This window comes from Pseudomonas sp. TE3895 (assembly GCF_056278855.1).
This window is the reverse complement of record NZ_JBWBQE010000001.1, coordinates 6,090,558-6,103,042: the sequence shown is the minus strand read 5'-3', so window position 1 is coordinate 6,103,042 and position 12,485 is coordinate 6,090,558. Positions and strand designations below refer to the sequence as shown.

The 12,485-nt window shown below is 63.2% G+C and carries 11 protein-coding genes; 4 read left to right on the top strand and 7 right to left on the bottom strand.

Annotated elements, in window-relative coordinates:
• The first annotated feature begins 120 nt into the window (after nt 1-120).
• Genes ACZ889_RS27600 through ACZ889_RS27590 form a run of 3 tightly spaced genes read left to right on the top strand, consistent with a single transcriptional unit; the run spans nt 121 to nt 4,203 of the window.
• The gene (locus ACZ889_RS27600; RefSeq protein ID WP_003251730.1) at nt 121-1,662 is read left to right on the top strand and encodes an MFS transporter; all 1,542 of its coding nucleotides are present in this window, start codon (nt 121-123) and stop codon (nt 1,660-1,662) included.
• A 28-nt stretch (nt 1,663-1,690) separates the two neighbouring features.
• The gene (locus tag ACZ889_RS27595; protein WP_003251732.1) at nt 1,691-2,752 is read left to right on the top strand and encodes an HlyD family secretion protein; all 1,062 of its coding nucleotides are present in this window, start codon (nt 1,691-1,693) and stop codon (nt 2,750-2,752) included.
• Nucleotides 2,749-4,203, top strand: coding sequence for an efflux transporter outer membrane subunit (locus ACZ889_RS27590; RefSeq protein WP_476257990.1), 1,455 nt, complete (start codon nt 2,749-2,751; stop codon nt 4,201-4,203). Before ACZ889_RS27595 ends, ACZ889_RS27590 begins: the two co-directional genes overlap by 4 nt.
• Nucleotides 4,204-4,437: 234 nt before the next feature.
• Here ACZ889_RS27590 and ACZ889_RS27585 read toward each other — a convergent pair whose 3' ends face one another.
• Entirely contained in the window at nt 4,438-5,250 is an 813-nt protein-coding gene (locus tag ACZ889_RS27585; RefSeq protein WP_180689280.1) for an SDR family oxidoreductase, read from the bottom strand.
• Nucleotides 5,251-5,281: 31 nt separating this feature from the next.
• Entirely contained in the window at nt 5,282-5,746 is a 465-nt protein-coding gene (locus tag ACZ889_RS27580; protein WP_004577148.1) for a hypothetical protein, read from the bottom strand.
• 169 nt (nt 5,747-5,915) lie between these two features.
• On the opposite strand from ACZ889_RS27580, the gene ACZ889_RS27575 reads away from it, so the two are divergent.
• A complete protein-coding gene (locus ACZ889_RS27575) occupies nt 5,916-6,368 on the top strand; it encodes a hypothetical protein (protein WP_319902152.1) in 453 nt (150 codons plus the stop codon).
• A 39-nt stretch (nt 6,369-6,407) separates the two neighbouring features.
• Here ACZ889_RS27575 and ACZ889_RS27570 read toward each other — a convergent pair whose 3' ends face one another.
• From ACZ889_RS27570 to ACZ889_RS27550, 5 genes are all read right to left on the bottom strand, one after another.
• The gene (locus ACZ889_RS27570; RefSeq protein ID WP_003251742.1) at nt 6,408-7,862 is read right to left on the bottom strand and encodes a mannose-1-phosphate guanylyltransferase/mannose-6-phosphate isomerase; all 1,455 of its coding nucleotides are present in this window, start codon (nt 7,860-7,862) and stop codon (nt 6,408-6,410) included.
• A 35-nt stretch (nt 7,863-7,897) separates the two neighbouring features.
• Nucleotides 7,898-8,545 (bottom strand): alginate O-acetyltransferase AlgF, encoded by a 648-nt coding sequence (locus ACZ889_RS27565; protein WP_003251744.1) that lies wholly within the window; start codon nt 8,543-8,545, stop codon nt 7,898-7,900.
• A gap of 20 nt (nt 8,546-8,565) precedes the next feature.
• Complete coding sequence (locus ACZ889_RS27560) at nt 8,566-9,723, bottom strand: alginate O-acetyltransferase (RefSeq protein WP_003251747.1); 1,158 nt, start codon at nt 9,721-9,723, stop codon at nt 8,566-8,568.
• A gap of 11 nt (nt 9,724-9,734) precedes the next feature.
• Nucleotides 9,735-11,192 carry an MBOAT family O-acyltransferase gene (locus tag ACZ889_RS27555; RefSeq protein WP_047604385.1) on the bottom strand — a complete coding sequence of 486 codons (1,458 nt, stop codon included), beginning with the start codon at nt 11,190-11,192 and terminating at the stop codon, nt 9,735-9,737.
• A gap of 182 nt (nt 11,193-11,374) precedes the next feature.
• Entirely contained in the window at nt 11,375-12,478 is a 1,104-nt protein-coding gene (locus tag ACZ889_RS27550) for a mannuronate-specific alginate lyase (protein WP_180689282.1), read from the bottom strand.
• Between the last annotated feature and the right edge of the window lie 7 nt (nt 12,479-12,485).

The following is a 12,485-nucleotide window of genomic DNA, read 5'->3' as shown; positions in this document are numbered from 1 at the left end:
CGCATCCGTTGCCCGATTGCGTTTGACGCAATATAAAACTGCCAACAAGTCAGTTTTCGTAAGCATTCGACCTTTTTAGACTTGCTCCGGTCGCAAATTTGTTGCCGGAGATGTCTGCCCATGAGTTCCCTGTCCGCCCCGTCTGCCGCCATTGCCGCCGCCCCCGCGCCGGCTGCGCCCGTGCAGGCGGCGTTCGGCCTGCAGGTAGTGGTCGGGTTGTTCGGTGTATTGCTGGCTGTGCTGTGCGCCGGCCTCAACGAGTCGGTAACCAAGATTTCCCTGGCCGATATCCGCGGCGCCCTGGGCATCGGTGCCGACGAAGGTGCCTGGTTGCTGGCGGTGTACAGCGCCGCTTCGGTCTCGGCCATGGCCTTTGCGCCGTGGCTGGCGACGACCTTCTCGCTGCGCCGCTTCACCATGAGCGCTATTGGTCTGTTCGCCGTGCTTGGCCTGCTGCAACCGTTCGCCCCCAACCTGCACAGCCTGATGTTGCTGCGTGTACTGCAGGGCTTTGCCGCTGGCGCGTTGCCGCCGATGTTGATGAGCGTGGCCCTGCGCTTTTTGCCGCCAGGTATCAAGGTCTATGGTTTGGCCTGCTACGCCCTGACCGCCACCTTTGGCCCCAACCTTGGCACGCCGCTGGCGGGGCTGTGGACCGAATACGTCGGCTGGCAATGGGCGTTCTGGCAGATCATCCTGCCCTCGCTGCTGGCCATGGTCTGCGTAGGTTGGGGGCTGCCGCAGGACCCGCTGCGCCTGGAGCGTTTCAAACAGTTCGACTGGCGGGGCGTACTGCTGGGCCTGCCCGCCATCAGTTGCACTGTGCTGGGCCTGTCGCTGGGCGACCGCTGGGGTTGGTTCGACTCGCCGCTGATCTGCTGGCTGCTGGGCGGTGGCCTGCTGTTGCTGGTGTTGTTCATGTACAACGAGTGGTCCGAGCCGTTGCCGTTTTTCCAGTTGCGCTTGTTGCAGCGGCGCAACTTGAGTTTCGCCTTGGTGACCCTGGCCGGTGTGCTGATCGTGCTCTCGGGTGTGGGCAGCATCCCGTCGGCCTACCTTGCGCAGATCCAGGGCTACCGCCCAGCGCAGACCAGCCCGTTGATGATGCTGGTGGCCATGCCGCAACTGATCGCCCTGCCGCTGACGGCGGCGCTGTGCAACATCCGCGCAGTGGACTGCCGCTGGGTGCTGGGCATTGGCCTGGCGATGCTGGCGGTGTCCTGTGTTGGCAGCAGCCTGCTAACCAGCGAGTGGATCCGTGGCGACTTCTACCCGTTCTACCTGCTGCAGGTGTTCGGCCAGCCGATGGCAGTGCTGCCGTTGCTGATGCTGTCCACCAATGGCATGACCCCGCAGGAGGGCCCGTTCGCCTCCAGCTGGTTCAACACCGTCAAGGGCCTGGCCGCCGTCATCGCCGGTGGCCTGCTGGATGTTCTTGGCACCCTGCGCCGGCACTTCCATTCCAATCACCTGGTGGACAGCCTGGGCAACGCCCCGCTGGTCGACGGCAACGCCGCCGGCCTGGCCAAGCGCATTCACGACCAGGCGCAGGTATTGACCTCAGCTGACCTCTATCTGGTGCTGGCCTGTATCGCCGTGGCCCTGATCTGCCTGATTCCTTTCGTGCCTACCCGGGTCTATCCGCCGCGTGCGGTGGCTTGAGCCCTGGATGATTTCGAGAACCATTGAAATGACCAACAACCGCAAAACCCTTTTCATCGGCTCGGTGCTGGCCGTGGCCGTCCTGGCCGGCATCGTCGGCCCCTGGATGTTTGGCAGCGATCACCGCCAGAGCACCAATGACGCCTATGTGACCGCCGACTACACCGTGGTCGCGCCCAAAGTCGCCGGTTTCATCAAGCAAGTGCTGGTGGAAGACAATCAGCAGGTCACGGCTGGCCAGTTGCTGGCGACCATCGACGCGCGTGACTACCAGGCCGCGCTGGATGCTGCGCAGGCGCAGTTGCTGGTAGCCCAGGCACAAAGCGCCGATGCCCGCGCCACGCTTGAACGCCAGGACGCGCTGATTGCCCAGGCCGAAGCGGCAGTGAAGGCGGCCCAGGCTGAAGCGGCGTTCGCCGACCATGAAGTCAACCGCTACAGCCGCCTTGCCGAGCAGGGCGCGGGTACCGTGCAGAACGCCCAGCAGGCGCGCAGCGCGGTCGATCAAGCCCGTGCTCGCCTGGCCAACGCTCAAGCTGCGCGGGTGGCGGCGCGCAAGCAGGTGGACATCCTCACGGCTCAAGTGGCCAGCGCCGATGGCCAGCTCAAGCGTGCCGAAGCAGGCCTGGAAAAGGCCCAGCTCGATCTGTCCTACACCCGCATCACAGCGCCGGTGGACGGTATGGTCGGCGAACGCGCCCTGCGCGTGGGGGCCTACGTCAACCCGGGCGCCCGCTTGTTGTCGGTGGTGCCGTTGCAGCAGGCTTATGTGGTCGGCAACTTCCAGGAAACCCAGCTGACCCACGTACAGCCGGGCCAGCCGGTGCGCATCAGCGTCGACACCTTCTCCGGCGAAACCCTGCAAGGCCATGTGCAAAGCATTGCCCCGGCTACCGGCGTAACCTTTGCCGCAGTCAAGCCAGACAACGCCACCGGCAACTTCACCAAGGTGGTGCAGCGCATTCCGGTCAAGATCGTTCTCGATGATGGCCAGCCACTGCTCACCCGCCTGCGTGTGGGCATGTCGGTCGAAGCCACCATCGACACGCGTGGCGACAAGCTGGACGGCAAAGAGGTAAGCGCGCGATGAAACCGGGATTACGCTTGAGCCCTTTGCTGCTGGCTGTGCTGCTGACCGGTTGCACCCTGGGCCCGGATTTCCTGCGCCCAGATAGCCAGGCCCCGCAGCAGTGGGCGCCGCTGCAAGGCGAGGCGGCGGCCAGCCAGCCGCAGGCCGAACCGCTTGAACTGCGCTGGTGGGAAACGTTCCACGATGCCCGCCTGAGCGCGTTGATCCAGCGCGTTGCTGAACGCAACCTCGACCTGCAGATGGCCAGCACGCGGCTGCTGCAAAGCCGTGCCCTGCGCAGTACCTTGGCTGCCGACGAAGTACCGTCGGTGGACGTGAACGCCGGTTACAGCCGCGCTCGTAACAGCGCCGATGGCTTGAGCGATCCGTCCGGCAAAGCCGGGAAAGAAGCCTTCAACCTTTGGCAGGGCGACCTGGTGGCTGGTTGGGAACTGGACCTGTGGGGCCGTGTGCGGCGTCAGGTCGAGGCTGCCGATGCCACGGTCGAAGTGGCCGAGAATGACCGCCGCGGTGTGCTGTTGGCACTGCTTTCGGAAACCGCCGGCAATTACATCCAGCTGCGTGCCGTGCAGCACACCCTCGATGTGACGCAGGATAACCTCAGGGTCGCCCGGCACAGCCTGAAGCTGTCCCAGGACCGCCAGGCCGAAGGCGTTGCCACGCGCCTGGATGTGGCCCAGGCCAGCGCCCAGGTCGCGTCTATCGAAGCGCGTCTGCCAAGCCTGGAAGCGCGGCGTGATGACCTGATCAATGCCCTCAGCCTGCTCGCTGCCGAGCCGCCGCGCAGCCTCCAGGCCGAATTGCTGCCAGGCGGCGAGCTGCCTGCGCCGCAGCAGAAGTTTGCCATCGGCTTGCCGTCCGAACTGGCCGAGCGCCGCCCGGACATCCGCCAGGCCGAGGCCCGCCTGCATGCCGCCACTGCCAGCATTGGCGTGGCCAAGGCGGATTTCTACCCGAGTATCCGCCTGTCGGGCAGTGTCGGCTTCCAGGCGATGCAGCTGTCGGATTTCGGTGGCTGGGATGCGCGCCGGTTTGCCTTCGGTCCACAGATGTCGCTGCCAATTTTCGAAGGCGGCCGGCTCAAGGGCACCTTGGAACTGCGCGAGGCGCAACAGCAGGAAGCCGCGCTGAACTATCGCAAGGTGGTGCTGGGGGCCTGGCATGAAATTGACGATGTGCTACGCCTGTACAACGCCAGTCAGTTGCGCCGTGATCACCTTGCCGAGGCCGTGCGGCAAAACCGTATCGCCCTGGAAACCGCCCAGCGCCAGTATGTGGAAGGGGCGGTGGACTTTCTCAATGTGCTGACGGTGCAAGGCGCGCTGCTGGCCAGCGAGGAGCAATGGATCGACAGCTCGGCGGCGGTGTCTCAGGCGCTGGTGGGGCTTTACAAGGCGCTGGGTGGAGGCTGGCAGGCGTTTGATGAGCCGCCGCCGAATGCTCACGGTTAGAGAGGACGCGCAGCATCTGGAGGGCGGGGTACTGCGGTCCATGGCATGATGCTTTACAGCCTGTACTGGCCTCTTCGCGGGTAAACCCGCTCCTACAGCGGCCTGTGTCCAACCACCGATGCGTGTGTGTAGGAGCGGGTTTACCCGCGAATACGGTAGCAGCGTCAACGGTGAACGGCGGGTGAAAATTGGCCTGCAGGCCCGGCCCTTTCGCGGGTACAGGCAGGCGATCACTCAGAGCGGGCGCAGCAGGCCAAAGCGCTTGCGCAGCGCCCAGTCCAGCAACCGCCGCGGCAGCAACCGTGCCATCAGCGGCAAGGCTGTACTGCCATTCCCCAAACGTACCACTGCGGGCGCCGGCGACTTGCCGACTGCTGCCAGCACGCCTTGGGCAAATACCGCCGCCGACGTTGGCTTGTCCTGCGATGCCCGCGCCCGCGCCTGCACATGCTCACGCAAAGGCCACCACGCCGAGTCTACCGCCAGCACCTGCTCAGCCTGGCGCTGGGCATTGCTGGCGAACTGCGAGGCAATTGCACCCGGCTGTACTTCCATTACCCGCACACCGAACGGCGCCAGCTCCAGGCGCAAGGCATCGCTCAGGGCATGCACAGCCGCCTTCGAGGCGCAGTACGCGCCGGCGAATGGCGTGACCAGTACGCCCGATACACTGCCGATATTCACCACCAGGCCGCGTGAGCGGCGTAGCAGCGGGAACAGCGCCCGGGTAACGCCGACCACGGCGAAGACGTTGGTTTCGAATTGCTGGCGCAGGGCGTCGACGCCACCATCGAGCAGTGGGCCCATGGCGCCGTAGCCGGCGTTGTTGATCAGGATATCGAGGGTCTCAAGTTCCTCTGCCAGGCGGGCCAGCGCCTCGCCATCGTTTACATCCAGCTGCCGGGCTGTGTAGCCGGCGGCACTCAGCTGCTCGACATCCTCAGGCTTGCGAGCGGTGGCCCAGACATGGTGGCCGGCATCGCGGAAAGCGTCGGCCAGGGCGCGGCCGATGCCGCTGGAACAACCGGTGATCAGGACGGTGGGCATGGTTGGGGCCTGTTGTCATGGAGGAAACACATCAATTGGCAAACGTACCTTGCAGGTGCTCTGCCCGGAACTCCAGGGTCTGCGGCCGATAGCCGGAACGCAGCGGCGGCAATGGCAGGCAGTCATGCCACTCGGCCCCCGGCTGCAATTCACCTGGCCCTCGGTATCGCGGTGCATTGTAGGTGTTCTCGGCCAGGTTCACGGTATCGCCCGGTGCGTACGCTGCCACGCGCCAGCGCAGTTCGGTCAGCGGCACGTCGTTGCCGTTCTTCATGCGTACCTGCAAGGCACGGTCGGCGGGGCAGTGTTCGGGGGCGTAGGTCAGGCGCAGGTCCAGGCGTGCCAGTCGACTGCTTTCACGGCTGTCTTGCCAGACCACGAACAAGGCCACCAGGCCCAGGCCAAACACGGCCGCCAGGGAGATGGGAAGAGCCTTGGCTGGGTAACGCAACAACAACACCAGCCAGGTGAGGATCAGCAGGGCACCGATCAGCATCGCGTAATCGCCTCATTCGCGCGCAGGGATGGCTACAGCCTATCTAAAACCCAGCGGTCAGGTAACCGGTGAGCAACTATGCCAGAAGCCAGACCTGGCAATACTGCGAGTAGTGGAAAGGGTACATCCATTCTAGATTCCGCCATGCCTATTCAAAAGGAGCATGGCCATGAGTGACACATCGGTTGAGCAAAAACCTGTGCAAGAAATGAAAAAAACGCCTGCCAAGGGCAACGTTACGGCTGTCATCAGCCTCGCGGGTCAAAAGGAGGATTTCGTTTCCGAGGGCGTGGACTACGGGAGCGCTGAAAAATCAGCGTGGTTGTACGCGTACAAGGGGCAGGCCGAAGATGCGGACGTCTACATTGACTTCGATCTGGAACTACAGGAGGGCGTGCGGGATGTCGTTATCGGGGGTGAGGCGAACCGGGCGCTTGTTCACAAGCGCGGCACAACCTATGGCGGCTATGCGAAATCCGGGCGTATCCGGAAACTCGAAATGACTGCCACAAGCATCAGGGCTGAATCCTTCGAATTTGAAGGGGAGGATGATTTGCAGCGACCTTTCAAGGTGGTGGGTGGCCCATTCGACATCTACGTCATAGCCCCAAGCGTTGAATAAGCAGGCTCGCCCCTGGTCAGCCCAGGGGCGAGTCAGCATTTACTGCGCGATGGTCTTCACCGAAACGCCGCGCTCGATGGGGGTGGACGTGCGCCCATACACATCCTCGAAGCGCTCGATGTCATCCTCGCCCAGGTAGCTGCCGGACTGCACTTCGATGATCTCCAGCGGGATCTTGCCCGGGTTGCGCAAACGGTGCACCGAAGCGATGGGGATATAGGTCGACTGGTTTTCGGTCAGCAGGAACACGTTCTCGTCGCAGGTCACCTCGGCGGTACCGGATACCACGATCCAGTGCTCGGCGCGGTGATGGTGCATCTGCAGCGACAGGCTGGCGCCCGGCTTGACGGTGATGTGCTTGACCTGGAAGCGGCCGCCCATGTCCACCGAGTCGTACGAGCCCCACGGGCGATACACTTCCAGGTGGTTCTGGGTTTCCGTGCGGCCCTGTTCGTCGAGGGTCTTGACCATCTGCTTGACGCCCTGGACCTTGTCCTTGTGGGCAATCATCATGGCATCCTTGGTCTCGACCACCACGATGTTCTCCAGGCCGATCACCGACACCAGTTTGCCGTTGCCGTGGATCATGCAGTTGCGGCTGTCTTGAACCACCACGTCGCCCTTGGTGACGTTGCCGTTGTCGTCTTTCTCGTGCACTTCCCACAGCGACGACCAGCAGCCTACATCGCTCCAGCCCGCCGACATCGGCACCACGCAGGCACGCTGGGTTTTCTCCATCACCGCATAGTCAATGGAATTGTCCGGGCAGCAGGCGAAGGTGGCTTCGTCGATGCTCAGGACATCGCCGTCTTCCTGGCTGCGCTCCAGGGCCAGTACGCAGGTATCGTAGATGTCGCCGTCGTGCTTTTTCAGCTCTTCGAGGAAGCGGCTTGCGCGGAACAGGAACATACCGCTGTTCCAGAAGTAACCACCGGCCTGGACGAACTCTGCGGCGCGTTTTTCGTCGGGCTTCTCGACGAACTGCGCAACCCGCGCCACGCCTTCGGGCAGCAGCGCATCCTGGCTGGAACGGATGTAGCCGTAGCCGGTTTCCGGCTTGGTCGCCGGCACGCCGAACAGCACCATCTCGCCACGCTCGGCGGCCACGGTGGCCAAGGCCAGGGCACGTTGCAGGGCTTTCTGGTCATCGATCACATGATCGGCAGGCAGCACCAGCATCAGCTCGTCGCGGCCTTCGTTGACCAGCTTCATGGCAGCCATGGCCACGGCCGGCGCGGTGTTGCGGCCGAACGGTTCCATGAGGATGCCTTGGGTTTCCAGCTTCAGTGCGGCCAGTTGCTCCTGGACGATGAACTTGTGGTCCTTGTTACAGACCACGATCGGGGTGTCCATGCCCTCGAATACAAGGCGCTCGATGGTTTGCTGGAACAGCGTGTGCTCACCGGTCAGGGCCAGGAACTGTTTGGGGAACTGCTTGCGCGACAGAGGCCACAGACGGGAACCGCTACCACCAGAAAGAATTACCGGGATCATCATGTTTCTCCAATAGTCGTTGAGAGGCAGGGGAATCAGTTGCTAGCCACGGGGCGAGTTACCCACACCGGCGACAAGGCGTTGCCGGAACCCGTTACGTACAGCACTGCGGCTTCGCCGCGCTCCAGGGCGACGGGTTTCACGTCACCCACTTTCTTGTCTCCTTGGTACAGCGCCAGGTTGACCTTGACCGGGTTGATTTCGCGTTCGCCACGGCCGTTGGCGGCCACCGGCTTGACCACTTCGGTCTTGCCGTCGGCGGTTTTCAGGGTCAGTTGCTGGTCGCTCAGGTTCTGCACGCGCACCAGGGCTTTCTGCTTGTTCTTGAACGGTGGTTCTTCGATCAGCTTCGGGCTGCCGCTGTTGCTGTTGACCAGGGTGTAGTACTTGTCCGAGGCCAGCTTGACCGGCACGCTCTTGCCGCCGACCTGGGCGGTGTAGTCGCCGCCTGGCAGGAAGCTGAAATCGCTGCTGGCCTGTGCGCCAACCTGTTTGATCTGGGTGTTGCCGACCGACGCGGCGGCGGGTGCGCTGGTCGCGTTGTACAGGCGTACGAAGGTCGAGCCTTTCGGCGCACTTGGGCCATACAGTGCGGCGTCGGCACCGGCGAAGGCCTGCATCGAAGCAAGGGAAAGGCCGGCCGCGAGGGTGAGGGCTTTGGCAATGGAAGTCTTGGTAGTCATGTGCGTTTCCTCTCTATCAGTCAGTGGTCTGTCCGGGTGGACGACAAGGCCAGGTTTTCTTCGGATTTACGGGAGTTTTTCAGCTGCGCGATCCACTGCGGATCGAAGCTGCTGAGGTCGTTTTTCATTGGCAGATAACGTTCGGGGAATTCCCACACCACCACTTGTGGTGCGGCGTTTTTAAAGGCATCGCTTTGCAGGTACTTGAGCATCGGCAGCAGCGGGCCATGGCCGTCTTCGGCGTAGTTGGCGACGTCACTGCGCAGGGCCTGCTGCAGCGCGCCGAGGAAGTTCCAGTGCGGGTTGGCGCTGTAGCTGGTGCCTACCAGTGCAACCGGGATCTGCTTGTCGGCGAACAACGCGTCGCCGGCGTCACCCTCGGCATCGACCGGCCGGGTGGTGCGTTTCTGCAGGTTGTCCGGGGCCGGCAGCAGGTTGCTGAACAAGGGGTCCAGTGGCAGGAAGTTGGTCAGGTCGCCCTTGTAGGGGGCGGTGTTGCCCGCTTCGGTGATGAAGGCTTGTGGGTCGCCATTGAGCAGGCTCTGGCGGCTGACCGCTTCGGCCAGCGCCTGCGCCGCCACTTCGGCACCCATAGGCGTCCAGTGGGTATCGGTACGCAGGAATACCTGGCCGCGGGCCTTGGCCTGCTCCATCGGTGCCATCAGGTCCGGTGCGAACACGTTGGCCTGGCGTGCCTGGGCATGGAACTGGTTGTACAGGTCGTCATGCAGGCTGGCAGGCCGCTCTTTGCCCAGGTACTCGGCGTAGACCCGTGCCTTGGCCGGCACGATCGCCAGCACCAGCTGGCTACCGTGTTGCTGCAGGGTGTCGCGTACGCCACGGATCAGTGCCAGGTTTTCCTGCATCAATTGCTCGGCACCGGCGGTGGGCTTGAATTCTTCGTCGCTGAACAACCACTGGTCGCGGCCCAGTACCACACCCGGGCGGCCTTCGTTGAACAGTTTGAAGTCCATGGCCGCCCACAAGTTGGTGCCCAGGCGCTTGATCGGGAACTCGGCGTCGTAGTGGGTCTCGGCGGCCTTGGCCAGCTTGCCGTTGAGCAGGGTCATCTGCTCGGTGCGCTGGAAACTCTGCAGGCCACCGGTGGACCAGGCGCCCATGCCGACCAGCAGGCCGAGGAACGACAGGGAGTAGGTGATGCGTAATGTCCGGGTCATGGTCATCAACCTCAGAACTGGAAGTAAAGGAACGGCGAGTAGCTTTGCGCCGAAAGCTTGAGGATCGAGGCGACGAACAGCAGCAGGATCAGTGCGCGGGTCATCACCCGGGTCCAGTCCAGGCCGATCGAGCCGTCCGCGTTGACCTGCACCGGGGCCACCTTGGGCGTCGGTCTGGCATTGCGGTAGAAGTCGCGCAGGCCGAAGAACGCCAGGGTGAGGTAGGCGATGACCAGGGTGGCCACCTGCAGACCGGTGAGCTGGGCGCGGTTGAGCTCCGACAGCTGCCAGTCGCCGAAGCTGAACATGGCGCCGTACATACGGGCGGCCACCTGCAGGTTTTCGGCGCGGAAGATCACCCAGCCGACCACCACCAGCAGGAAGGTGAAGGCCCACTTCACCGGGTTGAAGCGCTGCGGGTTGGTGTCGAGGCCCAGCGCGCGCTCGATGGCCAGCCACATGCCGTGCCAGGCGCCCCAGATGATGTAGGTGAAGTTTGCACCGTGCCACAGGCCGCCCAGCAGCATGGTCAGGAACAGGTTGCGGTAGGTATTGAAGGTGCCTTTACGGTTACCGCCCAAGGTGATGTACAGATAGTCGCGCAGCCAGGTCGACAGGCTGATATGCCAGCGCCGCCAGAACTCGGTGATCGATTGGCTGATATAGGGCTGCTTGAAGTTTTCCATGAAGCGGAAGCCCATCATCAGGCCCAGGCCGATGGCCATGTCGCTGTAGCCGCTGAAGTCGAAGTACAGCTGTGCGGTGTAGGCCAGGGCGCCGAGCCAGGCATCGCCCGTGGTGGGGTTTTGCAGGGCGAAGCAGTGGTCGGCGACCACGGCCAGGGTGTCGGCGATGAACACTTTCTTGATGAAGCCCTGCATGAAGCGGGTGCAGCCTTCGGAGAACTTGTCCAGGGTGTGAGTGCGGTTGTTGAACTGGTCGACCAGGTCCTTGAAGCGCAGCACGGGGCCTGCGATCAGGTGCGGGAAAATCGCCACGAACGCTGCGAAGTCGATCAGGTTGCGGGTAGCCGGGGTGTCACCGCGGTACACGTCAATGATGTAGCTGATCGACTCGAAGATGTAGAACGAGATACCGATCGGCAGCAGCACGTGGGTCAGAATGAATGGCTCCAGGCCAAACGACGTCATGATCGCGTTCAGGCTGTCGACGCCGAAGTTGGCGTACTTGAAGTAGCCGAGGATCGCCAGGTCGACACCCACGCCGAGCAGCAGCCAGCGCTGCGCAGGCTTGGTGCGCACACCGGCGGCACCGACTTTCAGGCCGATCCAGTAGTTCCACAGGGTGACGCCGGCGAACAGTGCCAGGAAGTCCACCCGCCACCAGGCGTAGAAGATGTAGCTGGCGACCAGCAGCAGCAGGTTGCGATAACGTTGCCCGCTCAAGTAGTACAGGCCGAGGAAGATCGGCAAGAACAGGAACAGGAACACGTTGGACGAGAAGACCATCCCGGTTCTCCTAATTTGTTCACAGCATCCAGGGCAAAGCGCCCCCCAAACCCCCCACGAAATGGTGGGAGATACCTAGTCCCCCGTAGGAGCGGGTTTACCCGCGAATGAGGCCGGCACAAGGCACCGCAGATGGCAGGCCCGGCCTCTTCGCGGGTAAACCCGCGCCTACAGGGATGGTGTTACTTTTTACGCTCTGCACTCGGGTCATAGACCCGGGTCACATCGCCCCCCAGCCGGAAGCTGTTGAACGGCTGCATGTCGTGCTTGCGCTCAAGCGTGTCGCCGACGCAGTGGTACAGCGCACACCAGGGCTCGAGCCAGGAGTACTTGCTGTCGACCTTGAGGTCGGTCATGTCCTGTTTCTTGCCCGCGCGCGCCTTGAAGTGGCTGGGATCGCGGGCGCCGGCCAGCACGCCTTCACCCAGGCGCTGCAAGGCGAAGTTGTTCTCGGCGCGCAGGTCGACGCCATTGGCCTGGGCGAAGCTGGCAATCATCGCCAGCGGCGGCAAGGCGTAGTTGTGATAAGCCAGCGCGCGCTGCTTGCGCTTGATTTCGTTGGGCAGGAAGCCTTGGTCATCCACCTGGTTGGCGCCAACCTTGTATTCCTTCACGGCCCAGTCGAACAGGTCGCGACGGTCGGTGGCGACGGCGGTAGCCATGACCGACCAGGCCGCCCAGTAGCTGTGGTTGTTGATCTTCTCCAGCGGCAGGTCGCTCCAGTCACGCACAGTCTGCTCGGCCAGGCGGCTGAGCCATTTTTCGATCAGGTCGGCCTCGGCCTGGTGTGCCGCCAGCGGTTGCGAGTTGGAGAATTTCAGCCGCAACCATGAACCGCTCATGCTGCCCAGCGCCCATTTGCGCATCGACTTGCCGGTATGGTTGTAGTCGGTGGACAGCAATGCACCGGCGCGTGCCCAGGTACCCAGCCAGGTCAGGGTGCAGTCGAGTTGCGCCGGGCGGCCGTCGCGCATGTACTGGCCGACCATCTTGCTCACGCCTTTCTCCAGCGTGGTGATGTCTTCGGTCGACGTGCGGAAGGCCTTTTCCGAGGCTGCGTTGAGCGTTGCCCGTGCCTTGTCCGAGCCTTCGTACTTGCTGCGAAACTGCAGCGGGCCGGTGTATGGCTTGGGCGCCGCTTCGCAGCGGAAGTTACCCTCACCGGTCTTGAGCTTTTCGATCCCCTGGTAGTAACCCTGCGGCGGTACCAGCGCGGCGTGCGCGGCACCACCAAACAAGGCCAACGCGAGCAGGGCGGGGCTGGAAATTCGCTTGAAAATGGTCATGGGTCGC